The sequence below is a fragment of the Pseudoclavibacter sp. AY1H1 genome, assembly GCF_002931055.1.
In the GTDB taxonomy this organism is placed as follows: Bacteria; Actinomycetota; Actinomycetes; order Actinomycetales; family Microbacteriaceae; genus Pseudoclavibacter.
On sequence record NZ_PSXX01000001.1, the window covers coordinates 59,548 to 82,386 of the forward strand.

Genomic DNA, 22,839 nt, shown 5'->3' on the forward strand with positions numbered 1-22,839 from the left:
GCTACGGGTGGAAGGTCTCGACCTCGGTGATCTCGACGTCGATGGAGTTGCCGTTCGGCGCCTCGTAGCTCGTGGATGCGCCGATCGCGAGGCCGAGGATCGAGGCTCCGAGCGGGCTCTCGCCCGAGTAGACGCGCAGCTGGGTCTGAGACGCCATCTCGCGGCTGCCGAGGAGGAACTTCTGCTCCTTGCCGCCGATCTTCGCCGTCACGACGGTGCCCGTCTCGACGATGCCGGACGCTTCTGGCGCTTCGCGGACCTCGGAGTTCTTCAGCATCGTCTCGAGCTGGTTGATGCGGGCTTCGATCTTGCCCTGCTCGTCCTTCGCCGCGTGGTAGCCGGCGTTCTCCTTGAGGTCGCCGTCTTCGCGCGCCTCTTCGATGCGCTTGGCGATCTCTTCACGACCGTTCACAGCGAGCTCGTCGAGCTCCGCCTTGAGGCGGTCATACGTCTCCTGGGTGAGCCAGGTCACCGATGGGTTAGCCATGCTGGAACTCCTTGTGCAGCCGGATACGACCAAAGCCCTGACGCGAGTCAGGGCCTCTGGTGCCATTCTACGGCAACCAGCATTCCTTCACCAAAGCCGTGGTTCCTGCCTTCGTGGTGCGCACCTGCGCGTTGAGGACCTGCGAGGCCTCGTCGGTCGCGGGGACGTCGACGATGTCCCAGCCGACGACCGCCTGCTGCTCGTCGCGGATCTCGATCGCGCACGTCGCCTCGGTTCCGGCAGGGGCGGTGATGCGGTAGTCGAAGCTCACGTTCGCGTCGTCGACGATGGAGAAGCGCACCGTGTCGGCTCGGATCGCCGAGGAGGAGACGGGGCCGACCGTGGTCGTCGCCCAGAAAGCGACGACGGCGATGACGAAGATGCCGACGACCATCCAGATCCAGCGCTCCGGCTTCTTCTCCGAGCGAGGCGCGCGGGCGCCGTAGCGGTCGACGAGGTCAGCTGAGGTGGCGGCGGTGTCGGCGCGGGTCTCGCGTTCAGCTGACACGTGGATTCCTCTCGACTGAGGGCGGGCGCGGCCAGAAAGTGCGGGCCGCGCGAGATAGGCTCTCTGTCTAGGTTAACGTTCCCCGAGGAGACCAGTGACACTTCGACTGATGGCGGTCCACGCCCATCCCGACGACGAGTCCAGCAAGGGCGCCGCGACATACGCCGCGTACCGTGCCAAGGGCGCCGAGGTCATGGTGGTGAGCTGCACCGGAGGCGAGGCCGGCGACATCCTCAACCCGGGTCTCGAGTCCGTCTCGCACGCCCAGCGCGACCTGGCGGGACTCCGGCGCGTCGAGATGGCTGCCGCCCAGGAGTTCCTCGGCGTCGAGCACCGCTGGCTCGGGTACGTCGACTCCGGCATGGCCTCGGAGGACGGATCGCTGCCGCTGAACTCCTTCGCGAGCATCCCCCTCGACATCTCCGCGCGTCCGCTGCTGCGCCTGGTCAGGGAGTTCCGCCCGCACGTGCTCGTCACGTACGACGAGAACGGCGGCTACCCGCACCCCGACCACATCCGCACCCACGACATCTCGATGCGCGTGTGGCGGGAGTCGGGCCTCGCGACGCACCCCGAGCTGGGCTCGCCGTGGCGCATCTCGAAGCTGTACTACGACCGCACCATGAACGGGAAGCGGGCAGACAGCCTCCTGCAGCACATCAAGGCGCTCGACCCCGAGTCGCCGCTGCTCGATCGCCTCGAGCAGATGCTCGCCTGGATGCGAGACAAGCCGAGCAACGTGACGACGCAGATCCAGATCGACGAGTTCTTCGACGCCCGCGACTCGGCGCTCCGCTCGCACGCGAGCCAGGTGGCGCCTGACAGCGGGTTCTTCGCGATTCCTCGCGACATCGAGGCCGCGGCGTACCCGTACGACGACTTCGAGCTCGTCGACTCCCGAGTGGATGCCCCGACGCCAGAGACCGACCTGTTCTCGGGCGTCGACGAACGCAACGACGACAAGCAGGGCGCTGCGGAGGCCTCCGAGTGATGCTGCTCGCCTCCGCCCAGTCCTGGGTGCTGTCGCTTGCGGCGACGGCGCCGACGCCTGGGGAGGAGCTGCCCTTCAACCCGGACGACGTGACGCCGGGCCCGCTCGGCTTCTTCGTCTTCATCTTCGTCGCCGTCGCGACCGGCCTCCTGGTGATGGATCTCATCCGCCGCACGAGTCGGGTGCAGGCGAGGGCTCGTATCCGCGAACAGCTGCAGGCCGAGATGGCAGCGAACGAGGGCACGGTGGCCGAGGGCACCGAGAGCCCTCAGCTCGGCCAGGAGCCCGAGGAGCAGGCCGCGCCTGAGCATCGCGAGCCCGACCACGAACCCCCGGCGGCCAAGCCCTAGGCGAAGACCGGCGGGTCGATGCAGAGCAGCAGGATGCCCGTCCACTGGCTGAGGAACGCCAGCACCGTGAACACGTGGAACAGCTCGTGGAAGCCGAAGTGCCCCGGCCAGAAATTGGGGCGTTTGAGCGCGTAGAAGACGGCGCCGGCCGTGTAGAACAGGCCGCCGACGACGATGAGCACCACCGTGGCCACGTTCACGGCGGCGATGTCGCCGAGGTAGGCGACGGCAGCCCAGCCGAGCGCGATGTACAGGGCGACGTACAGCCACCGCGGGGCGCCGATCCAGAACACGCGGAAGCAGATGCCAAGCAGCGCTGCGCCCCACACGATCGCGAACAGCGGCCACCCCTTCTCCGGCGGCAGCGCGACCAGCGCTATGGGCGCGTAGGTCCCAGAGATGAGCAGGAAGATGTTCGCGTGGTCGAACCGCTTGAGGGCGACCCGCGTCTTCTCGCTCCAGTTGAAGCGGTGGTAGAGGGCGGAGATGCCGAAGAGCAGCCAGGAGCAGATCGCGTAGAGCGCGCAGGCCAGCTTGGCGGTCGTGCCCTCGGCGAGCACGATGAGCACGATCCCCGCCGCGATCGAGACGGGAAGCGTGCCGGCGTGCACCCAGCCGCGCCATGATGGCTTCGCCTCCGCGACGCTCGCGCCCGATTCAGCTTCGAGCAGGGGCAAGTGCACGGTGGGCTCCTGGCCCGAGTCGAGTTCCGAATCCGCGTGATGTTCTGAAGCCACCCTCGCACTCTACGCGGCCCCGTGCACGTGCATCTGACCCGTGGTCCGGTACGTTGTTCGAACCATGTCGATGATTCCCACGAGCCTGCGGAGCTTCCTGTACGGGCTGTACACGAGGCGACTGCGCCGATCTCTGCACGGTCGTCCCAAGCCGAAGCACGTCGCGATGATCATCGACGGCAACCGGCGTTGGGCCAGGCAGCTCGGGTTGCGGGATGCGGCCCAGGGGCACGCAGCGGGGGCCGCCAAGATGATGGAGTTCCTCGCCTGGTGCGACCGGGAAGGCGTCCAGGTCGTGACCCTCTACCTCCTGTCGAACGACAACCTCAAGAACCGCAGCAGCGAAGAGCTCGACGCGCTCATCGACATCATCGAGAAGCTCGCAATGCAGATCGCCGACAACGCGCGCTGGCGGGTGCACCACGCCGGATCTCCCGAGCACCTCCCTTCCGGACTCGGGGCGACGCTCGAGCGTCTGCAACGCGACACGGCGCAGCGTCGAGGCATGCACGTGAACCTCGCGGTCGGGTACGGAGGCCGCAGCGAGATTGTCGACGCGATGCGCAGGATCGTGCGCGCACACGCGGCAGATGGTGGCGACGTCGCGGCCCTCGCGGACATCCTCACGCCTGACCTCATCGCCGAGCACCTATACACGGGCGGCCAGCCGGACCCCGACCTGGTCATCCGCACCTCCGGTGAGCAGCGGCTCAGCGACTTCATGCTGTGGCAGTCTGCGCACTCCGAGTTCTACTTCGTCGAGGCACTGGGACCCGACCTGCGCGAGGTCGATTTCCTCCGCGCGCTGCGCGACTTCGCGTCCCGCCAGCGACGCTACGGCCAGTAGCCGCGACGCTCCCAGACACGACACAAAATTTAACTTTCGCCTGCGCGTGGCGTGGTCCCCGCCGTCGTACGTTAATGCCATCAGGTACGGTGCCTGATCGAAACGGCCACAGGTTCCCGAAGTTCGTTTCCCCCTACCGAGTGCCCCTGTGGTCGGAACGTAACCCAGCGACGAGCGAGAGCTTGGCGAAGGAGCGGAACTGCCGTGATACCCGCACAGCGCAACACCGACCACCTCGAGAACGAGGAAGGGGGCGCCGTGCATGTCGCGGTTCCCGACTCGTCCATCTCGACCCGCACCTACGTGCTCGACACGTCGGTGCTGCTCAGCGATCCGAGGGCACTCTTCCGCTTCGCGGAGCACGCGGTCGTCATCCCCGTGGTCGTGATCACGGAGCTGGAGAAGAAGCGCCACGACCCGGAGATCGGGTACTTCGCCCGCCAGGCGCTCAGGTTCCTCGACGAGCTGCGCATCAAGCATGAGCGCCTCGATTTCCCCATCGCCATCGGGGAGGCAGGCGGCACGCTGCGCGTCGAGCTCAACCACTCGAACATGAGCGTCCTCCCCAGCGGAATGCAGCTGGGAGACAACGACACACGCATCCTGGCCGTCGCGCAGAACCTCGCTGGTGAGGGCCTCGCCGTGACGGTGGTGTCCAAGGACCTCCCGATGCGCGTGAAAGCCTCGGCGATCGGCCTGGCTGCTGAGGAGTACCGAGCCGAGCTGGCCCGCGACACCGGTTACACGGGGGTCGCCGAGATCTCCCTCGGCGCGGACGAGCTCGACACGCTGTACACGGACGAGACGGTCGCGACCGCCACCGTCGACGAACTGCCCATCAACACGAGCCTCGTGATCCACTCGGACCGCGGATCAGCACTCGGACGCGTGTCGGGGAAGGGCGCCGTCCGACTCGTCCGCGGCGACTTGGACGTGTTCGGCGTGCACGGGCGGTCTGCGGAGCAGCGACTCGCCATCGACCTGCTGCTCGACCCCTCGATCGGCATCGTCTCCCTCGGCGGGCGCGCGGGCACTGGGAAGAGTGCCCTCGCCCTGGCTGCAGGGCTCGAGTCGGTGCTCGAGCGCGGGCTGCACCGGAAGATCATGGTCTTCCGACCGCTCTTCGCCGTCGGCGGGCAGGAGCTCGGCTTCCTGCCCGGCGATCAGGGCGAGAAGATGAACCCGTGGGGCCAGGCGGTCTACGACGCTCTGTCGGCGATCGTGTCGGAGAACGTCATCGACGAGGTCATGGACCGGGGGATGCTCGAGATCCTGCCTTTGACGCACATCCGGGGCCGCTCGCTGCACGACGCGTTCGTGATCGTCGACGAGGCGCAGTCGCTCGAGCGGAACGTGCTGCTCACCATGCTCTCTCGGATCGGCAAGAACTCTCGCGTGGTGCTCACCCATGATGTGGCGCAGCGGGACAACCTGCGCGTCGGCCGGCACGATGGGGTGGCCTCGGTCATCGAGACCTTGAAGGGACACAAGCTCTTCGCCCACATGACGCTCACGCGGTCCGAGCGCAGCGACATCGCGGCGCTCGTCACGGAGCTGCTCGGAGACTACGAGGTGTGATGGGGACGCGGGCCCGGCTCGGTTGCGCTGCACCGAGTCGGGCCTCGACCTGGCCTGTGGGGAACTTCTGCGGGTGGGTCCAGATCTGACTAGTGTCCGGGCATGGCAGAACGTGCGGAGGCCGACCCTCTTACTGGGACGGGGCCGGATCCCCTGCGCAGTGCTTCGGACGCGCAGGGTCCGGTCCCGCGGTCACGGTGGTCGCGCGCCGGAGCGGCGCTGTGCGTCGGGGCGCTGCTCGTGATCGGCGTGGCATCGGCGGTCCCGCAGCACTCGGAGCTCCTGCCGGCGTCGCTCGCCGTCGCAGCGGTTACTCCACGACTCGTGGCGGTGGATGCCCGGGAGCACCGGCTGCCGAACCGCCTCGTCGCGCTCGGGGCGCTCGGGGTCCTCATCGCCTGGGTCGCCGACTGGGCACTGCACGGAACGCCGGATCTTCTCGCCGCCGCCACCGGCGCCGCGGCAGGGGCCGTCCTGCTCGTCCTGGCGCTCACCGGCGGCCTCGGCATGGGCGATGTGAAGCTCGGGGCCGTGCTCAGCTGGGCGGCGGCGCTCGTCGACCCCTCGCTCGCCGTGCTCCTCGGCGTGCTGGCGATTCTCATCGGGGGAGTGCAGAGCGTCATCGTCCTGGCACGGACCCGGGATCGCCGTCGCAGCATCGCGTTCGGGCCGGCGCTACTCGCCGGGTACTGGCTTCCCGTCTTGTGGCTCGCCGTGCCGTTCGGGTAGTGCCGGCGCTTGCGCTCGTGCTGTCGAGGCGCAGGCCTCTGGGGACGCAGAAGGCCCGCCGGGTTCTCCCGGCGGGCCTTCTGCTGTCGGCTCTTCGCCTACAGGTTGGGCGTGGTCATGCTGAGCACGTCGAGCTTCTCGTCGAGCTGCTCTTCCGTGATGTCGCCGCGCTCGACGTAGCCGAGGTCGATGACGGACTGGCGCACCGTGACCTTGTTGGCAACCGAGTACTTCGCGATCTTGGCTGCCGCCTCGTACCCGATGATGCGGTTGAGCGGGGTCACGATCGAGGGCGACGACTCGGCGAGCGCGCGGGCACGCTCCTCGTTCGCGACGAGGCCATCGACGGTCTTGTCGGCGAGCACACGCACGCCGTTGGAGAGGAGGCGAATCGACTCGAGGAGCGCGGTTCCCATGACCGGGATCTGAACGTTGAGCTCGAACGAGCCGGAGGCTCCGCCGAAGACGATGGCTGCGTCGTTGCCGATGACGCGCGAGGCGACCATGAGCACGGCCTCAGGGACGACCGGGTTCACCTTGCCCGGCATGATCGAGGAGCCAGGCTGCAGGTCGGGGATCTGGATCTCGCCGAGTCCCGTGTTCGGGCCCGAGCCCATCCAGCGGAGGTCGTTGTTGATCTTGATGAGGCTCACCGCGATGGTGCGCAGCGCGCCGGAGGCCTCGACGAGGCCGTCGCGTGCGCCCTGAGCCTCGAAGTGGTCGAGGGCCTCGGTGAGCGGGAGCTTCGCGTTGTCGGCGAGCTCGGCGATGACCTGCTGAGAGAAGCCGGCAGGCGTGTTGATGCCGGTGCCGGTCGCGGTGCCGCCGAGGGGAACCTCAGCGACGCGCGAGATGGTCGACTGCACGCGCTCGATGCCGAGGCGGATCTGACGGGCGTAGCCCGCGAACTCCTGTCCCAGCGTGACCGGGGTGGCGTCCATGAGGTGCGTGCGCCCGGCCTTGACGGTGGATGCCCACTGCTGCGCCTTGCGGTCCAGGGCCTCGGCGAGGTGCGTGAGACCCGGGATGAGGTCGTTGAGGAGCGCGTCCGTCACGGCGACGTGCACGGAGGTCGGGAAGACGTCGTTCGACGACTGCGACGCGTTGACGTGGTCGTTGGGGTGGACGGGGCCGCCGAGGCCGCGCGTCGCGAGTGTCGCGAGGACCTCGTTGATGTTCATGTTCGAGGAGGTGCCGGACCCGGTCTGGTAGACGTCGACCGGGAACTGGTCGAGGTACTTGCCGTCGATGATCTGCTCAGCGGCCTCGACGATCGCGTCGGACACCGGCTGCTCGATGATTCCGAGCTTCGCGTTCACGATCGCGGCGGCGCGCTTGATGCGCGCGAGGGCGATGATCTGGCCCGGCTCGAGACCTGCACCGGAGATGGGGAAGTTCTCGACTGCGCGCTGCGTCTGCGCTGCGTAGAGGGCGTTCTTGGGAACGCGGACCTCGCCCATCGTGTCGTGCTCGATGCGGTACTCGTCTTGATTTTCCACCACGTTGTGTGACCTTTCCAGGTAGCCGATCTCTGTCCGAGCCAGCCTATCGAGTCCTGGCCTCAGTCGAGGTCGGCCGCGACCAGCTCTGCCAGCTTCGTGACCGTCTCGGGGGAGTTGTTGCCGTAGACGAGGTAGGCCTGGCCGTCCTGCTCGTGGACGAGCATGTAGGCCCGGTTGCCTGCATCCTCCGGGCTGAGGTCGGTCGCGTCGTATTCGATCCAGTCGAGGCCGCCGACCTGCACGGTGCCCGTCGGGGTGCGCTCGCGCGTCGCGTCCAGCAGCCAGGTGGGGTTGACGCCGATGCCCTGGCTGACGCCGACGTACTCGGTGGGTGCGCCCTTCGGGCCGACCAGGAAGCCGATGTACCACTCGCTGACGCCGTCGGCGCTTGTGCGGATCTCGGCTTCGTTCGCGGTCCAGTCCGCCGGAACCTGAGGCACGACCAGCGGGGCGGCGAAGTCGCCCTGCGCGCTCTGCGCCTCTGACGCGAAATCGACGTCGAAGGTCACGGGAGTGTCGTTGCGCGGCACGATCGCCACGATGAACAGCACGAGGCCCAGCGACACCAGGAGCGAGTAGACGAGGTTGTTGATCGTCTTGCGCTTCCGGTATAGCCGCGAAGACTCGGCCTTGCGCGCGAACGTCTCCTCCGGGGTCTCCGGCCGCCCGAGTTCCGCGACGACCGGTGGCTGCTTCTGCTTGGCCATCAGGCCTCGTCCAGAGCTTCGTCGTCGCGTCGACGTGCCGCCTCGAGGCGCTTCCTGGCACCGAGGAGCCAGGACTCGCAGTGCGCGGCGAGCTGCTCGCCGCGCTCCCAGAGCTTGAGCGACGCCTCGAGGGAGGCGCTGCCCTGTTCGAGCTGGCTCACGACCGAGATGAGCTCGTCGCGTGCCTGCTCGTAGCTGAGCTCGGCGATGTCGGTCTGTTCCTGCATGGTGGTCATTCTACGTTCGCCTCCGTTGCGCCGTCCGGGGCGCCTGGTGTGATGATGACCTCGCCGCCGAGCGACGAGGCTGAGATGCGGCCATCGGCCGTTCGGATGCGGAGCTCGGTCGACGCGGGGGCGTCCTGCCATCCGGTGACGAGCGACTTCGCACCACCGTCGACGCGTTCGACGATGGAGTAGCCGCGCTCGAGCGTGCCCTGCGGCGAGAGGCCCCGCAGGTGCCTCGCCAGCGACTCGAGCCGGTCGTGCTCGCGGTCGATTCGCCGAGTGATGAGCTCTTCGCCGCGCTGGGAGGCCCGCATGAGCTCCTCGCCGCGCTGGTCGATGATCCACGATGGGTTGGCGAGCGCTGGCCGTGAGACGAGCGACTCGAGGGCGTTGGACTCGCTGCGCACACGGTCGACGATGCGCTGCAGGATGCGGGCTCTGGCCTGCTGGACGCCGGCGAGCTCCTCCGCGACGTCCGGTACGACGCGCTTGGCGGCGTCTGTTGGAGTGGAGGCGCGGAGGTCGGCGATGTCGTCGAGGATCGGACGGTCGGCCTCGTGGCCGATGGCGCTGACGACGGGCGTGGAGAGCGTCGCGACGAGGCGCACCAGGCTCTCGTCGCTGAACGGCAGCAGGTGCTGGAAGTCGCCGCCGCCTCGGGCGACGATGATGACATCGACCTCGGGGTCGGCGTCGAGCTCGCGGAGCGCGGCCGAGACCTCGGCAACGGTGCGCTCGCCCTGCACGGGGGTGTGGATGGTGCGGAACTGCACCGCTGGCCAGCGGAGCTCGGAGTTGCGGCGCACGTCCTTCTCCGCGTCGGACTCGCGCCCCGTGATGAGACCGATGGTGCCCGGCAGGAAGGGGAGGGGCTTCTTGCGCTCGTCGGCGAAGAGGCCTTCTGCCGCCAGCTGCTTCCGGAGTCGCTCGAGCCGCTCGAGAAGATCGCCGAGCCCGACGTGCCGGAGGTCCGAGACCTGCATCGACAGCGTGCCGCCCTTGACCCAGAAGTCGGGCTTGATGCTGGCGATGACGCGGTCACCCTGCTTGAACTCGCCGTCGAGACGCTGCACGACGCTGCGCCAAGCGGTGACCGACAGGGTTGCGTCAGCGTCGAGGTCCTTGATCTTCCCGTAGGCGTGCCCACCGCGGATGCTCCAGCCGGTGAGCTCTCCCTCGATCCAGACCGACCCGAGGCGTGCGATCCAGTCGCGGACGAGCTCTGAGACGACGCTGACGGGCCACGGCGCATCCGGCGTTGACTTCGGGGGCTGGATGACGACCACGTGCCTCTTCTCGAATCTGATGTCTCCCGCTGCGGTAGCGGAGGGAGCGTGCTGCTTGGCACAGAGCATCGGCCGCCGCATGCGAGATCGAGGATATCGCGTGCGGCGGCCGATGCTTCAGTGCTGTGGAGAACCCGGCCCGCCCGGGCGGCCAGGTGGCTCGCCCGGGCAGGCACGTGGTGACGTCAGCGTGACTGCTGTCGCCACGCCCTACGTGGAGGTTGGCGTCGGCGTCGGCAGGGCGCCGCTCGAGATGGCCTCGAGCAGCTCACCGTGCATCAGGATCGCGGCGATCGTGAAGCCGAAGATCGTGATGAGGGTGACGACGGCGCCGATGATCGGGATCCACATCGCCCGCTTGCCGGCCTTCCAGCGGACGAGCGTCAGGTACAGCGTGAGGGCGTAGATCGCCGGCAGTACCAGGACAGCGGTGGTGGACAGGGAGCCGAGACCCTCAGGTCGCACGTAGCCGCTGATCCCGAAGTCCTCGTAGAGCAGGGCCATCTGGCCCGCCAACGAGTTCTCCGTGAACGTCGTCATGTTCAGGACTGTGGCGACGAGGCCGAGCACGAGGAACCCGATGCCGAGGAAGCGGTCGTTCTTCCGCTTTACCTCCTGCACCGAGTCCTGCGGCTCGGATCCCGGCGTCACGCTCACGCGGCCGAGTGACCGAACGAGCCGAGCTGCTTGGTGGCCTCGATGATGCGAGCCGCCATGGCGGTCTCGGCCTTCTTGCCCCATGAGCGGGGGTCGTAGACCTTCTTGTTGCCCACTTCGCCGTCGATCTTGAGGAAGCCGTCGTAGTTCTTCAGGACGGTGTCGGCGACGGAGCGGCTGAACGCGTACTGCGTGTCGGTGTCGATGTTCATCTTGATGACGCCGTTGCGGACCGCCTCGGCGATCTCCTCGTCGGTCGATCCCGAGCCGCCGTGGAAGACGAGGTCGAGCGGCTTGGCGCCGGTGCCGTACTTGGCTGCGAGGCCCGCCTGGATCTCCGCGAGGAGCTCGGGGCGCAGCTTGACGTTGCCCGGCTTGTAGACGCCGTGGACATTGCCGAAGGTGAGCGCGGCCATGTAGCGGCCGCGGTCGCCGAGGCCCAGTGCCTCGACGGTCGCGATGGCGTCGTCGAGCGTCGTGTACAGGTGCTCGTTGATCTCGTGCGCGACGCCGTCTTCTTCGCCGCCGACGACACCGATCTCGACTTCGAGGATCTGGTTGTTGGCCTGCGTGAGCTTCAGGATCTTCGACGCGATCTCGAGGTTCTCCGTGAGCGGCACAGCCGAGCCGTCCCACATGTGCGACTGGAAGATCGGCTCGCCGCCGCGCTTGATCTGGTCAGCGGATGCCTCGAGGAGCGGGTAGACGAAGCCGTCGAGCGCGTCCTTCGGGCAGTGGTCGGTGTGCAGCGCGACCGTGATCGGGTAGTTCTTCGCGACCTCGTGCGCGAATGCGGCCATGGCGAGCGCACCGGAGGCGCGAGCCTTGACGGACTGGCCGGCGAAGTAGTCGGCACCGCCCGTGGTGACCTGGAGGATGCCGTCTGAGCCGGCTTCGGTGAGACCCTGGAGGACGGAGTTGATCGTCGACGAGCTGGAGACGTTGATCGCTGGGTACGCGAAGCCGCCTTCCTTGGCTCGGTTCAGCATCTCGGCGTACTGGTCCGGTGTTGCGATGGGCATATGTGCTCCTTCAGCGCTTGGAACTTACGACTGAAGTCTAGCCAGGGCCGCCGACTTTCTCCGAGCGCTCGTACTAGGGTTGAGAACCGGATGGCGCGGAGCAATGGTGTCGTGTGATTGCTCGGCGAGAACGTCCACAACGCCAGCGAAAGGGACCCTTGTGACCTCATCTTCCGCCACTTCAACTCCGGAGCACGGGCAGCTCTTCGCGAACCCCGACCGCAACCTCGCTATGGAGTTGGTGCGTGCGACCGAGGCTGCGGCCATCCGGGCGACGCCGTTCATCGGGCGAGGTGACAAGAACGCCGCCGACGGTGCGGCGGTCGACGCCATGCGCAAGTTCCTCTCGACCGTCGATTTCGCCGGCGTCGTCGTCATCGGCGAGGGCGAGAAGGACGAAGCCCCGATGCTCTTCAACGGCGAGCAGGTCGGCAACGGGCAGGGCCCCGACTGCGATATCGCCGTCGACCCGATCGACGGCACGAGCCTCACGGCCGCTGGCCGGCAGAACGCGCTGAGCGTCATCGCCGTGGCCGACCGCGGCTCGATGTACAACCCGAAGGACCTCTTCTACATGGAGAAGATCGTCACGGGTCCCGAGGGTGTCGGCGTCATCGACCTGGCCCGCCCGATCGGCGAGAACATCCGCGCCCTCTCCAAGGCGAAGAACAAGCCGGTCGAGGACATGGTCATCGCCGTGCTCGACCGTCCGCGCCACGAGGATCTCATCAACGAGATCCGCGCGGCGGGCGCTGGCACGCAGCTCATGCTCGACGGCGACGTCGCCGGTGGCATCAACGCGGCGCGAGGCACCGGTCGCATCGACATGTGCGTCGGCATCGGCGGCACTCCTGAGGGCATCATCACGGCGTGCGCCATCAAGGCGCTCGGCGGCGTGCTGCAGGGCCGCTGGTACCCGCGCAACGCCGAGGAGCGCGAGCGCGCGATCGCTGCCGGGCACGACCTGGACGCAGTGCTCACGCAGGACGACCTGGTCCGCACCGAGAACACGTACTTCGTGGCGACGGGTGTGACCGACGGTGGACTGTGCGCCGGGGTTCGCCGGTCCGGCAACCGCATCTTCACGGACTCGGTTGTGCTCCGGTCCCGCTCCGGCACTGTGCGTCGTGTGACGGCCGAGCACCTCGCGGACAAGTGGCTCTGATCTTTTTCCGCAGCTGACGCAGTTCTTCTTCTGGAGCTGCCGCCAAAGCGCTGCCAGTCTGATGTTCCCGGCATTCCCTGTCGCGGCATCAGGCTGGCAGCGTTTGTCGTTGAGGAGCCGGTGCGCGTGCGATTCTTCCGGGAGTTCGCCCGTTCGCTGGGTCTGGGTCAGCGCTCCGTGAGCTCGGGCTGCGTGTCTCGATGCTCGGTGAGTTCGGGCGCGGTGAGCCCGCGGAGCTGCTCCTCGACGGGGCGCGGCGTGCTGATGGGGGAGCCGATGTTGAGGGCGTCCAGCTTTCGAGCGGTGGGGAGGACTCGCGTCTCGAGGGAGCCCAGGAACGCGTTGTAGCTGGTGGTGGCACCAGCCAGCGACCGGCCGAGCTTGTCGATGTGCGTGGCCAGCGTGCCGAGACGCGTGTGGAGCTGGGTGCTGAGTTCGAAGATCTCGTGGGCCTGGTCTTCGAGCACGTCCTGCTGCCAGGCGTAGGCGATGGCGCGGAGCGTGGCCCAGAGCGAGACGGGAGACGTGACCGCGACTCCGCGGTGGATCGCGTCTTCCAGGAGCGACGGGTCGGAGGCGACTGCGGCCGAGAGCGCCGACTCGCTCGGGACGAACGCGATGACCAGCTCGGGGGATCCGGGCACCGCGCTCGGGTAGCCGCGCGCAGCGAGGGCGGTGACGTGTGAGCGAAGGGCCTTCGCGTGGTCGCCCATGAGGCTGCGCCGGCGTGCGGTCTCCTCCTGGTCGCCGAGTTCGCTGAGCTGGCTCGCGGCGAGATACTTCGCCATCGGGGCCTTCGCGTCGATGACGAGGTGCTTGCCCCCTGGCAGGTGCACGATCATGTCCGGGCGCCCCGGGCCCTGCTCCCCGGTGAGCGTGACCTGCGTGTCGAAGTCGACGCGCTCGATCATTCCGGAGGCCTCGACGATGTTGCGAAGCTGCGCCTCGCCCCACACACCTCGGGCCTGGTTCGACTGCAGCGCGGAGGCGAGCGAGTCGGTGGTCGCCCGCAGGCGCTCGTCTGCTTCGTGCTGGTTGCGGAGCTGCTCGCTGAGCTCGCCGTGCTGCTGCAGGCGCTGCTCCTCGATGGCGGCGACGGCGCGGCGCATGAGCTCGAGCTGCTTGTTCACCGGCGCGAGCGCCGTGAGCACCTGCTGTTCGCCGACGTCCTTCGTGCGTCGCGCCTCGAGCTGCGAGCGTTCCCGTGCGAGCACCTCCTCGAGATGCTGCTCGGCGGTGGAGCGTGCCTCGCTCGCAGCGAGGGCGCGTGCGCTGGCACCCGCCAGCTCGGTCGCCAGCTGTTGGCGCTGATTCGCTCCTCGCATCGCGGCGATCGCGAAACCGACGATGAGGCCGAGGAGGAGGCCGATGACGAGCGGAAGAAGGTCCATGCATCCACCCTCGCAGGTGCCTCCGACATTTCAGGCGAAGGTGGCCGCCGCGGTGAGTGTCGCGGCGAGTTCCCGCTCCCTGCTGAGCTCGATGCGCTCGATATCGACGCCCGTCGACGCGCCCACGTCGGCGAGTTCCGCAGCTCCCAGCCTTCGCGAGACGTCGACGACGATGGCGGCGCTCGCCTCCGCATCGGAGACGGGGTCGTGGTGCACGAGCGTCGTGAAGCCTGCCGCCTCCGCGGCCACCGGGAGGCGGTAGGAGTGCAGCTCGTAGCTGCGTCTCGCGAGTCGGAGCGAGCAGAAGTAGGCGAGCGGTGGGAGCGTCGTGTTCGTCGCAAGGCTGATCGTGACGGCAACGCCGATGTCGAAGCGGGCGTTGTGCGCGACCAGCACATCGTCTCCGACGAAGGCCAGGAGACGGGGGAGCTGCTCCTCCCAGGTCGGTGCGCTGCGGGTCATCTCCCGGCTGATGCCGTGCAGCTGGACGTTGAAGGGCAGGAACGCGTCGTGGGGCTGCGGGGGCTGGATGAGCCAGCTCGCGCGCTCGACGACGGCACCGTCCCGCACCTTGACGAGTCCGACGGCGCACGCCGAGGCGGGGGAGCCGTTGGCGGTCTCGAAGTCGATCGCGGTGAAGTCGATGGTCACGTCATTCATGGTGGCACGAACCTGGCGCCGGTCGAATCGGGTGTGGCGCATCCGGTGGGCAAGTACGATAGGTGCTCGTGGCTCTTACTCTTGGCATCGTCGGCCTGCCCAACGTCGGCAAATCGACCCTTTTCAACGCACTCACGAAGAACCAGGTTCTCGCGGCGAACTACCCGTTCGCCACGATCGAGCCCAACGTGGGGGTCGTCGAGCTGCCGGATGCACGGCTGAAGGTGCTCGCCGAGATCTTCGGCTCTGAGCGCATCCTGCCCGCCGCCGTGTCGTTCGTCGACATCGCCGGCATCGTGCGCGGTGCGAGCGAGGGCGAGGGGCTCGGCAACCAGTTCCTCGCGAACATCCGCGAGGCGGACGCGATCGTCCAGGTCGTGCGCGGCTTCGAGGACGGCGACGTCGTGCACGTCGACGGCAAGGTCGAGCCCGCGAGCGACATGGAGACGATCAACACCGAGCTGATCCTCGCCGACCTGCAGACCATCGAGAAGGCGCTCCCGCGCTTCGAGAAGGAGGTCAAGCAGAAGCGCCTCGACTCCTCCGTGCTCGAGGCGGCGAACGAGGCGAAGGCGGCGCTCGACGAGGGCACGCTGCTCTCGGCCACCAAGATCGACCTCGAGCCCATCAAGGAGCTCGGCCTGCTGACGGCCAAGCCCATGATTTTCGTCTTCAACATCGACGAGGCCGCGCTGAGCAGCGAGGAGAAGCTGGCTGAGCTCGCGGCGCTGGTCGCTCCGGCGAAGGCGATCTTCCTCGACGCGCAGACCGAGTCCGAGCTCATCGACCTCGACCCCGAGGAAGCCGCCGAGCTCCTCGCGTCGCTCGGTCAGGACGAGTCGGGCCTCAGCCAGCTCGCCCGCATCGGCTTCGACACGCTCGGGCTGCAGACCTACCTCACCGCGGGCCCCAAGGAGTCGCGCGCGTGGACGATCCGAAAGGGCTGGAAGGCACCAGCGGCGGCCGGCGTCATCCACACCGACTTCGAGCGCGGCTTCATCAAGGCCGAGGTCATCTCGTTCGACGACCTTGTCGAGACCGGCTCCACCGCCGAGGCTCGCGCCAAGGGCAAGGCCCGCATGGAGGGCAAGGAGTACGTCATGCAGGACGGCGACGTCGTGGAGTTCCGCTTTAACGTCTAGCGTTATTGACGCTCTGCGTTATACGCTGACCTCGTGATCAGATCGTTCGGGAGCAAGGAGACCGAGCGCATCTGGCGCGAGCAGTATGTCAAGGGCGTCGATCGGGCGGTCCAACGAGCAACCCTGAGGAAGCTCGAGCTGATCCATGCGGCGAAAGATGCGGAAGATCTGAGGATCCCTCCGGGGAACCGCCTGGAGAAGCTGGCTGGCGATCGACGCGGTCAACACAGTATCCGTGTGAACTCCCAGTGGCGTATCTGCTTCGTCTGGAGAGAGGGAGGGGCGGAAGATGTCGAACTCATCGACTATCACTGACGCGGACGCGATCGAGCCGATCCACCCAGGGGAAATCCTGATGGAGGACTTCATCGAGGGGTTCGGCATCACGCAGAACAAGCTCGCGGTGTCCATCGGTGTGCCTCCGCGTCGGATCAACGAGATCGTGCACGGCAAACGCGGCATCACCGCCGACACCGCGATCCGACTGGCGCGGTACTTCGGGACGTCGGAGGAGTTCTGGATGAACCTGCAGTCGAACTACGAGTTGCGACTCGAGCGCAGGGCTCTGCGCGACAAGGTTGCCGCGATCACACCGTTGAAGGTCGCATGATGGATCTGTCGATCGGTGTCTCTGCGCACGGTGACGCAGTCGACGCTGAATGCCTGTCGCCGTGACTCCGCATGGCTTGGATGGCGTGGAGATGTCGTCCCATTCTCCGCCTCGTGCGGCTGGAGTCGAGATCGAACCGCCGGATTCCTCGCACGTCCCGGCCAGGGAGCGTCGCGCGTCCCCACTCGGCGGACGCAAGCCCGTGACCGCCGAGCTGGCACAGTTCCAGACGCCCGATGAGCACGCCATGGACGACATCCTCCCCGTCGACCTCGCGACGGTTCGTTTGCTCATCGTGGGCGTCAACCCGGGACTGTGGACGGCCGCGGTCAACGCCCCCTTCGCGCGACCCGGCAACCGATTCTGGCCATCGCTCCACCGGGCCGGCTTCACGGATCACACCGTCGACGCATCGCGTGGCCTGTCTGCGCCAGACGAGCAGCAGCTGCTCCGGCGGGGCATCGCGCTCACGAACCTCGTGGGCCGAGCCACGGCGCGTGCCGACGAACTGACGCCCTCGGAGCTGCGCGACGGTGGGCAGCGAATCATCGAGCGAGTGAAGGAGATGCGGCCCGACGCCGTCGCCGTCGCCGGGATCACCGCATTCCGCACCGCGTTCGGCCTGCCGAAGTCGAAGCTCGGACGCCAGGAGGCGGGGACTGTCGTGGGCTGGACGGAGGACGTCGACCTGTGGGTCGTCCCGCAGCCCAGCGGACTGAACGCGCACGAGACGATCGACACCCTCGCCGCCAAATGGCGAGAGGTCTGGGACTCGCTTCCTCCCGAGTGACGACGCAGCCCTCACGTCACGGAAACTCCAGGCATGCTCCGTCAGGACGCGAGCGGCACCTGGGCGGCGGCAACGCGGTGCGGGTACTCGGCCTCGCGCCCCTGGAAGCTCAGGATGCTCGGGTTCTGGATCACACCGTCCCGAATCTCGATCGCGCGAGTGAGCGTCGCACTCTCAGCCCACGCCTCCGGGCCTTCGAGAGCGGGGCGGAGGAACGGGAGCAGGGCCTCGCTGATGTCCCAGGTCGCGGAGTTCCACAGGTAGGACGGGCTGTGGTCGACGGCGTAGTAGTTGACGCCCTGCCCGACCGTGAACATCGGCTGCTCAAACGTCGTGGGCCGTGCCCACTCGAACCCCATGCCCTCGTCGCAGGAGACGTCGATGATGAGGCTCCCCGTCGAGAACCGTGCGAGGTTCTCCGTGAGGAGGTAGGTCAACGGTGCGGCGACATCCTGGAAGGTGCAGTTGACAACGATGTCGTAGGTGGCCAGGAAATCGGGGAGCAGCCAATCGCCCTGCTCGGTGCTGACCGTGCTCAGGTGCGTCGGCCCGTCATCCGTGTTGAGCTGCGTGATGTGGGCGTTGTGGATGGGGGAGCCCACGGCCGCCGCGCCGCGCTGCGTGAGCACCTCGATGTCGTGGATGCCGTGCGCGTTGAGCGCCGTCACCGCGCCTCGAGCGGTCGCACCGAAGCCGATCACCACGGCCCTGAGGCGAGGGCCGTAGAGGCCCGTCAGCCCGATGAGGCTGAGCGCGTGGATGACGGAGCAGTAGCCGGCGAGCTCGTTGTTCTTGTGGAAGACATGCAGGCTCATGTCACCCTGCGGCGTCCAGTGGTTCATCGCCTCGAACGCGATCAGCGTCAGCTTCCTGTCGATGGCGAGCTGCGTCACCTCCGGGTCCTGGACGCAGTGCGGCCACCCCCAGAGCACCCGCCCTGGTGTGAGCGCCGCCACATCCGCAGCCTGCGGCTTGGGGAGCAGGAGCACGTCAGCGGAGGCGAGGACCTCGGCTCGCCCGGCGACCCTGCCGACACGCGATTCCACGTAACCGGGCTCGAGCTGGAAGTCGGCCCCGTAGCCGCGCTCCACGATCATGCGAGCCCGCACGTCCGCGTCGATCCGATCGAGGTGATGCGGGTGGAGGGGAAGCCGGCGTTCGTTCTCCATCGAGGAGTCGGCGAGGACACCGAGCGAGAGCAGCGGAGCACGGGTGGAGGCGACAGCGGACGACATGGGATCCCATCATTGGGGAACCAGAGTCAGCTCCTGCCCTGACAGTACGCCCATTTCGGGCAGGCGCATTCGCTAGGGTGACCGGCAGCCACCTTCCCCAGCGTCCAAGCGTGCGGTGACCTCGGGAAGCAGACCGCAGCCTGGAGGCCCAGATGATCGCGTACTCAGAGATCGCCACGCTCGACGCCGAGCAGCACGAGCGCATCCAAGCTCTCTTCGAACGCAGCTCCGCGATCTGGGACCTTCCCGAGGACGAGGGCAAGCTCGAGGTCTGGGACGAGTTCATCGAGGACTGTGAGCGCGCCGAGTTCCCCCACCTCATCGCGAGCGCCCGCTTCGGCCAGTACACGACCCTCGTCAAGGCGGGACTCGCGGTCCGAGCGCTCGATGCGTACGTGCGGCTCATGCAGGTCATCCACCGCCACGGCGACCTCATCGCGCCCGAGAACGTCGGGCGCATGCTCAATTCCATCGCGACCGCGAGCATGACGCTCGTCGACGACCCGGCGGTGTCGCTTGAGCAGATCGCCCGCGCCATCGACCTCGTCGAGCAGCAGATACGACAGCGCGGTGCCGACATCGTGGGCGTCTACGTGGCGCGCGCCGTGGTCTCCGCGGCCAGGGGAGACGCCGACGCGACGTTCGACTGGATCCAACGGTGGCGATCCGAGAACAGCGTCGAGTGGCGGCCGGACGACTCCGGCGTCATCCAGATGGAGCTGCCGCTCGTCGCGCGCTTCGATCTGCCGCGCGCGACGGAGACGCTCGAGCAGCGGCTGCGGATGCTCGAGATCGACCCGAGTCAGTTCGACGCCACGCGTTCCGACGCGGAGAACGCCACGCCCCTCCTCATCCTGCTCGCCTTCTTCTACGTGCGCGCCGACCGTCGAAGCGACGCGAACCTCATCGCCGACCAGCTCCTCGCCGGGATCGGGGCCTCCCGACTCGCGCGGGACGGGGTCGCGGAGTTCCTCATCCCAGTCCTCGAGGAGCGTCCGGAGGCCGCGCTCGAGGCCGTGGACCACACCCTCCGCAACCTGCACCTCGACGGGAGCGACTGGGAGGCCACCGCCGCCACGGCGCGCAACCGCATCCTCGCCGACCCGACTGGGGACGAGGGCGGGCTGCTGCGAGCGCTCGCCGAGGAGGCTGCCGCCTCGCTCGACCGACGCGGCGGAACCGACGTGCACTCGCGGGAGCTCGACGAGTTCTGGTGGGCCGGCCTGCCCGCACCGACGCGACCGGAGGCTGCCGATGACGAGGACGTCTGGGGTGACGTGGAAGAGCGCGCGGAGACGATCCTCGCGTCCGGCTGGCTGCCGCGCACCGCCTCGGTCAGCATGGACGAGCCGCCCATCTCCATCAAGCACCGCTACGTCGCGCACCTCGGCGCCACGATGGACCTTCTCTCGGCCGAGACCGCGGAGGACGCCGACGCCCTCGCGGCCTCGCTCTCCGCGCGCTCAGAGCAGCTGAAGTGCGCCACCACTCGGTACTGCGTGCCGCTGCTGCATGGCCTGCGCGCCGGCCAGCAGGGCGACATCGCCACGCTCGTGCGCGACTTCCGCGCGGCCCAGGTGGAGCTTCGGAACGACTCGGACGCGATCGAGGACTCCATCGCGGCCATCGGCGAGCGCTTCTTCGCCGTGACCGTCGACCAGGCGGTCGCCGCGCCCGACGTCACGTGGCCGGAGATCGAGGAGCTCATCGAGGCAGAGGTGCGCCTCCGAGCGGTCACCGGGGGACCCACCGCCCACCTGACCCTCGCACGCGCGGAGGTGGCGGCCCACCGCGGCGATACGGCGTCGCTGCGCGCCGCCCTCGAGCAACTCGGACCCCAGCTCGAAGCGGAGAGCCGAATGCTCGATCGGGTCACGGTCGACCTCGAAGTCGTCCGCCTCACCGCGTTCGCGGCGCCTGCGTTCGCGGCGGCAACCGCGAGAGTGATCCTCGCGGATGGCGACGCTGAGCAGGTGCGCGCCGCGACCGCCTGGCTGTGCTGGCTGGACGCTCGGTCAGGGAACAGGGCCGAAGCCTCGGCCGAGCTGGCCCGCATCCTCGAGAGTGTCGACGGCGACGTGGACGCGTTCGGTCCGCTGCCCGGATGGGTGCTGCTCGAGGGGATAGCCGCACCCGGCGTCGAGCTTGGGCCGCTCATCGACGCGCTGCTGGCGGACGTCGACGAGTCGCCGAGCGACCTGATGATCTTCGCCGCGTGCGGCAGCGCCCTGCTCGCCACGGCCCCCGACGACCCTCGAGGGCCGGACCTCCGTGCGCTCGCCGCCGACATCACCCGACGGCTGGATGCCCGCAACGGCGATGACCGCTGGAGCACCTGGGTGCGCGAGAGATGGTTCGCGGGCGACGCTTCCCTCGGGGCGTCCGCATGAGCGGGGAGAGCTTCCGCGTCGACCTGCGCGGCATCGTCGACATCCTGTCCCATCACCTGTACTCGAGTCCGCGCGTGTACCTCCGCGAGCTCATCCAGAACGCCAGGGACGCGGTCGTCGCCAGGAGCGAGCTCGATCCGACCGCGCCCCAGGAGATCGCGGTCGAGGTCGAGGGCGGTGGGGCCGTGCTGGTCCGCGACCATGGCATCGGGCTGACCGAGGAGGAGATGCGGTCGGTGCTCGCCACCATCGGCGCGTCGAGCAAGCGCAGCGACTTCACCCGAGTGCGCCGACAGTACCTCGGCCAGTTCGGCATCGGCCTCCTCTCCTGCTTCCTCATCGCGGATCGCATCGAGGTGCGCTCGCGCAGCGCGCGCTCGGCGGACGCGCCGACGATGAGCTGGGTTGGGAGCTCGGACGGCACGTTCACGATCACACCAGCGGAGACTCCGTTGCCGGACGCGGGCACCGAGGTGCGCGTTCAGGCTCGCGCCGACGACCGAGAATGGGTCGACCCGGTGCGGGTGCGTCTGCTCGCCGAGCGCTTCGCCAGCCTGCTTGAGCTCCCGATCTCGCTGCGCACGACTCCCCGGCAGCCGCCAGAGCTCGTCAGCACCGGGACGCCACCGTGGCGGACCTCCGACTTCGAGGCGGCCGAGTGGTGTCGCCGTGAGCTCGGGTTCATGCCCCTCGCGGTGCTCCCCGTCGACGTCCCGACCGCGGGTGTGGTCGGCGTCGCCTTCATCTCGGACAGCCCGGGGCGGGTCGGGAACCGACACGGCGACACGGTCTACTCGCACGGCATGTTCGTCGCCGACGACAACGTGCAGCTCGCTCCGAACTGGGCCTACTTCGTGCGGCTCGCCGTCGAGGGCGGCGACCTGCCCTTGACCGCATCCCGCGAGTCCCTCCAGGACTCGTCGGCGATCGGCGAGGTGAAGGCGCAGATCGGCACGCAGCTCCGGCAGGGCATCGAGCACTTCGCGCTGCGCGATCCCGTCGGCTTCGACCGATTCATGGACGTGCACGCGAAGGGCATCCTCGCGATGGCGGCGGGGGACGACGACATGCTCGACCTCGTGATCGGCCACGTGCCATGGGAGACCAGCGAGGGCACGATGACCCTCGCCCAGATCCTGCGCATCTCGGACGACGTGCAGTACGCCGCCTCGATGACCGACTTCACGGCGTTCGCGCCGCTGCTTCGCGCGAGGAAGGCGCTGCTGGTGAACGGCTCCTACGTGTACGGGAGCGAGATCCTGCGCAAGGTGCGCGAGCGTCGTGGGCACGCGGCGCGCGTTCGGGCGTTCGACCCCCACTCGTTCCTCGACGAGCTGCCGGAGCCGCGTGACGACGACGCTGCGGCTCGAGGATTCGAATCGCAGGCGCGTATCGTCCTCGACCGGCTCGGGGTCGATCTCGACCTGCGGGAGTTCGCCCCGGCATCCACCCCTTCCCTGTTCGTCGCCGCACCGAGCGAGCAGTACCGGGGTCAACCGACCGATGCCGACGCGGAAGCGGACCCGTGGGCGGACCTCCTCAGCGCACCGGCGTCGCAGCCCACGCGACCGAGGCTCGTCATGAACGTGTCGAGCGACGCGGTGCGCTCGCTTGGGCAGGTGCGTGACGAGCGCGTGCGTGCCGAAGCGATCAGCGGACTGTACGTCATCGGCCTGCTGCGAGCCGGCGAGACGCTCGACGAGCGGCACGGTGAGCTGCTCAGCAGCACGCTGCACACGCTGATCGCCGCGGTGGGCTCCGGGGCGTGACAGGGCGACGAGACCGGGAGTAGGGTCGCGTTCACGGGCCGATCCCGCGTCGACGGAAG

24 protein-coding genes are annotated in these 22,839 nt (G+C 68.2%); 12 read left to right on the forward strand and 12 right to left on the reverse strand.

The features are described 5' to 3' along the window. Position 1: 1 nt before the first annotated feature. Positions 2-487: a transcription elongation factor GreA gene (gene greA / locus C5E05_RS00260; protein ID WP_104241642.1), complete on the reverse strand. Its 486-nt coding sequence runs from the start codon at positions 485-487 to the stop codon at positions 2-4. 67 nt (positions 488-554) lie between these two features. After that, positions 555-995, reverse strand: coding sequence for a DUF4307 domain-containing protein (locus tag C5E05_RS00265; RefSeq protein WP_104241641.1), 441 nt, complete (start codon positions 993-995; stop codon positions 555-557). 109 nt (positions 996-1,104) lie between these two features. On the opposite strand from C5E05_RS00265, the gene mca reads away from it, so the two are divergent. Both mca and C5E05_RS00275 read left to right on the forward strand, forming a co-directional pair. Continuing rightward, entirely contained in the window at positions 1,105-1,986 is an 882-nt protein-coding gene (gene mca, locus C5E05_RS00270) for a mycothiol conjugate amidase Mca (protein WP_104340798.1), read from the forward strand. Further along, on the forward strand, positions 1,983-2,336 hold the full coding sequence (locus C5E05_RS00275) for a hypothetical protein (protein ID WP_374953437.1): 354 nt from the start codon (positions 1,983-1,985) through the stop codon (positions 2,334-2,336). The genes mca and C5E05_RS00275 overlap by 4 nt, the downstream gene beginning before the upstream one ends. Here C5E05_RS00275 and C5E05_RS00280 read toward each other — a convergent pair. Next, the gene (locus C5E05_RS00280) at positions 2,333-3,073 is read right to left on the reverse strand and encodes a hemolysin III family protein (RefSeq protein ID WP_258063140.1); all 741 of its coding nucleotides are present in this window, start codon (positions 3,071-3,073) and stop codon (positions 2,333-2,335) included. The two genes, C5E05_RS00275 and C5E05_RS00280, sit on opposite strands and share 4 nt — an antisense overlap. Before the next feature lie 70 nt (positions 3,074-3,143). Between C5E05_RS00280 and C5E05_RS00285 the strand changes: the two genes are divergently transcribed. The 3 genes from C5E05_RS00285 to C5E05_RS00295 all read left to right on the forward strand — a co-directional run bounded on the left by C5E05_RS00285 (position 3,144) and on the right by C5E05_RS00295 (position 6,227). Beyond that, the gene (locus C5E05_RS00285; protein ID WP_374953192.1) at positions 3,144-3,920 is read left to right on the forward strand and encodes an isoprenyl transferase; all 777 of its coding nucleotides are present in this window, start codon (positions 3,144-3,146) and stop codon (positions 3,918-3,920) included. A gap of 258 nt (positions 3,921-4,178) precedes the next feature. After that, positions 4,179-5,498 carry a PhoH family protein gene (locus tag C5E05_RS00290; protein ID WP_258063787.1) on the forward strand — a complete coding sequence of 440 codons (1,320 nt, stop codon included), beginning with the start codon at positions 4,179-4,181 and terminating at the stop codon, positions 5,496-5,498. 102 nt (positions 5,499-5,600) lie between these two features. Beyond that, complete coding sequence (locus C5E05_RS00295) at positions 5,601-6,227, forward strand: prepilin peptidase (protein ID WP_104340799.1); 627 nt, start codon at positions 5,601-5,603, stop codon at positions 6,225-6,227. 98 nt (positions 6,228-6,325) lie between these two features. Here C5E05_RS00295 and C5E05_RS00300 read toward each other — a convergent pair whose 3' ends face one another. From C5E05_RS00300 to fbaA, 6 genes are all read right to left on the reverse strand, one after another. Continuing rightward, a complete protein-coding gene (locus C5E05_RS00300; RefSeq protein ID WP_104341181.1) occupies positions 6,326-7,726 on the reverse strand; it encodes an aspartate ammonia-lyase in 1,401 nt (466 codons plus the stop codon). Between the two features lie 62 nt (positions 7,727-7,788). Next, on the reverse strand, positions 7,789-8,436 hold the full coding sequence (locus tag C5E05_RS00305) for a DUF4245 family protein (protein ID WP_104241635.1): 648 nt from the start codon (positions 8,434-8,436) through the stop codon (positions 7,789-7,791). Beyond that, the gene (locus tag C5E05_RS00310) at positions 8,436-8,672 is read right to left on the reverse strand and encodes an exodeoxyribonuclease VII small subunit (protein WP_104241634.1); all 237 of its coding nucleotides are present in this window, start codon (positions 8,670-8,672) and stop codon (positions 8,436-8,438) included. Before C5E05_RS00310 ends, C5E05_RS00305 begins: the two co-directional genes overlap by 1 nt. Further along, a complete protein-coding gene (gene xseA / locus C5E05_RS00315; protein WP_258064725.1) occupies positions 8,669-9,949 on the reverse strand; it encodes an exodeoxyribonuclease VII large subunit in 1,281 nt (426 codons plus the stop codon). The genes C5E05_RS00310 and xseA overlap by 4 nt, the downstream gene beginning before the upstream one ends. A gap of 210 nt (positions 9,950-10,159) precedes the next feature. After that, positions 10,160-10,606: a DUF6264 family protein gene (locus C5E05_RS00320; protein ID WP_146080500.1), complete on the reverse strand. Its 447-nt coding sequence runs from the start codon at positions 10,604-10,606 to the stop codon at positions 10,160-10,162. After that, positions 10,603-11,628: a class II fructose-bisphosphate aldolase gene (gene fbaA / locus C5E05_RS00325; protein WP_104241631.1), complete on the reverse strand. Its 1,026-nt coding sequence runs from the start codon at positions 11,626-11,628 to the stop codon at positions 10,603-10,605. The genes C5E05_RS00320 and fbaA overlap by 4 nt, the downstream gene beginning before the upstream one ends. A gap of 232 nt (positions 11,629-11,860) precedes the next feature. Here fbaA and glpX point away from each other — a divergent pair, with 232 nt between their 5' ends. Next, the gene (gene glpX, locus C5E05_RS00330; protein WP_258064762.1) at positions 11,861-12,793 is read left to right on the forward strand and encodes a class II fructose-bisphosphatase; all 933 of its coding nucleotides are present in this window, start codon (positions 11,861-11,863) and stop codon (positions 12,791-12,793) included. A gap of 167 nt (positions 12,794-12,960) precedes the next feature. Here the strand turns inward: glpX and C5E05_RS00335 are convergent, their stop codons facing one another. After that, a complete protein-coding gene (locus tag C5E05_RS00335) occupies positions 12,961-14,184 on the reverse strand; it encodes a DNA recombination protein RmuC (RefSeq protein WP_104340801.1) in 1,224 nt (407 codons plus the stop codon). A gap of 30 nt (positions 14,185-14,214) precedes the next feature. Beyond that, a complete protein-coding gene (locus C5E05_RS00340; RefSeq protein ID WP_258064727.1) occupies positions 14,215-14,844 on the reverse strand; it encodes a 3'-5' exonuclease in 630 nt (209 codons plus the stop codon). Between the two features lie 68 nt (positions 14,845-14,912). On the opposite strand from C5E05_RS00340, the gene ychF reads away from it, so the two are divergent. From ychF to C5E05_RS00360, 4 genes are all read left to right on the forward strand, one after another. Beyond that, positions 14,913-15,986, forward strand: a complete 1,074-nt coding sequence (gene ychF, locus C5E05_RS00345) for a redox-regulated ATPase YchF (protein ID WP_104341184.1) — start codon at positions 14,913-14,915, stop codon at positions 15,984-15,986. A 33-nt stretch (positions 15,987-16,019) separates the two neighbouring features. Continuing rightward, entirely contained in the window at positions 16,020-16,301 is a 282-nt protein-coding gene (locus C5E05_RS00350) for a type II toxin-antitoxin system RelE/ParE family toxin (RefSeq protein ID WP_104241628.1), read from the forward strand. Beyond that, positions 16,276-16,596, forward strand: a complete 321-nt coding sequence (locus C5E05_RS00355; RefSeq protein ID WP_104241627.1) for a HigA family addiction module antitoxin — start codon at positions 16,276-16,278, stop codon at positions 16,594-16,596. The genes C5E05_RS00350 and C5E05_RS00355 overlap by 26 nt, the downstream gene beginning before the upstream one ends. Positions 16,597-16,687: 91 nt before the next feature. After that, positions 16,688-17,386, forward strand: a complete 699-nt coding sequence (locus C5E05_RS00360; RefSeq protein WP_104340802.1) for a mismatch-specific DNA-glycosylase — start codon at positions 16,688-16,690, stop codon at positions 17,384-17,386. Between the two features lie 41 nt (positions 17,387-17,427). On the opposite strand, the gene C5E05_RS00365 is transcribed toward C5E05_RS00360, so the two are convergent. Further along, positions 17,428-18,621, reverse strand: coding sequence for a N(5)-(carboxyethyl)ornithine synthase (locus C5E05_RS00365; protein ID WP_104340803.1), 1,194 nt, complete (start codon positions 18,619-18,621; stop codon positions 17,428-17,430). A gap of 152 nt (positions 18,622-18,773) precedes the next feature. Between C5E05_RS00365 and C5E05_RS00370 the strand changes: the two genes are divergently transcribed. Continuing rightward, entirely contained in the window at positions 18,774-21,011 is a 2,238-nt protein-coding gene (locus C5E05_RS00370) for a hypothetical protein (RefSeq protein ID WP_104340804.1), read from the forward strand. After that, positions 21,008-22,780, forward strand: coding sequence for an HSP90 family protein (locus C5E05_RS00375; RefSeq protein ID WP_181059252.1), 1,773 nt, complete (start codon positions 21,008-21,010; stop codon positions 22,778-22,780). The genes C5E05_RS00370 and C5E05_RS00375 overlap by 4 nt, the downstream gene beginning before the upstream one ends. The last annotated feature ends 59 nt before the right edge of the window (positions 22,781-22,839 follow it).

Bases quoted from the DNA above. Each gene is read 5' to 3' on its own strand.
- C5E05_RS00340 (WP_258064727.1), bottom strand. From the start codon at position 14,844: ATGAATGACGTGACCATCGACTTCACCGCGATCGACTTCGAGACCGCC.
- C5E05_RS00360 (WP_104340802.1), top strand. From the start codon at position 16,688: ATGTCGTCCCATTCTCCGCCTCGTGCGGCTGGAGTCGAGATCGAACCG.
- greA (WP_104241642.1), bottom strand. From the start codon at position 487: ATGGCTAACCCATCGGTGACCTGGCTCACCCAGGAGACGTATGACCGC.
- C5E05_RS00310 (WP_104241634.1), bottom strand. From the start codon at position 8,672: ATGACCACCATGCAGGAACAGACCGACATCGCCGAGCTCAGCTACGAG.
- C5E05_RS00305 (WP_104241635.1), bottom strand. From the start codon at position 8,436: ATGGCCAAGCAGAAGCAGCCACCGGTCGTCGCGGAACTCGGGCGGCCG.
- C5E05_RS00370 (WP_104340804.1), top strand. From the start codon at position 18,774: ATGATCGCGTACTCAGAGATCGCCACGCTCGACGCCGAGCAGCACGAG.
- C5E05_RS00295 (WP_104340799.1), top strand. From the start codon at position 5,601: ATGGCAGAACGTGCGGAGGCCGACCCTCTTACTGGGACGGGGCCGGAT.
- C5E05_RS00355 (WP_104241627.1), top strand. From the start codon at position 16,276: ATGTCGAACTCATCGACTATCACTGACGCGGACGCGATCGAGCCGATC.
- mca (WP_104340798.1), top strand. From the start codon at position 1,105: ATGGCGGTCCACGCCCATCCCGACGACGAGTCCAGCAAGGGCGCCGCG.
- C5E05_RS00335 (WP_104340801.1), bottom strand. From the start codon at position 14,184: ATGGACCTTCTTCCGCTCGTCATCGGCCTCCTCCTCGGCCTCATCGTC.
- C5E05_RS00375 (WP_181059252.1), top strand. From the start codon at position 21,008: ATGAGCGGGGAGAGCTTCCGCGTCGACCTGCGCGGCATCGTCGACATC.
- C5E05_RS00365 (WP_104340803.1), bottom strand. From the start codon at position 18,621: ATGTCGTCCGCTGTCGCCTCCACCCGTGCTCCGCTGCTCTCGCTCGGT.
- glpX (WP_258064762.1), top strand. From the start codon at position 11,861: ATGGAGTTGGTGCGTGCGACCGAGGCTGCGGCCATCCGGGCGACGCCG.
- fbaA (WP_104241631.1), bottom strand. From the start codon at position 11,628: ATGCCCATCGCAACACCGGACCAGTACGCCGAGATGCTGAACCGAGCC.
- C5E05_RS00285 (WP_374953192.1), top strand. From the start codon at position 3,144: ATGATTCCCACGAGCCTGCGGAGCTTCCTGTACGGGCTGTACACGAGG.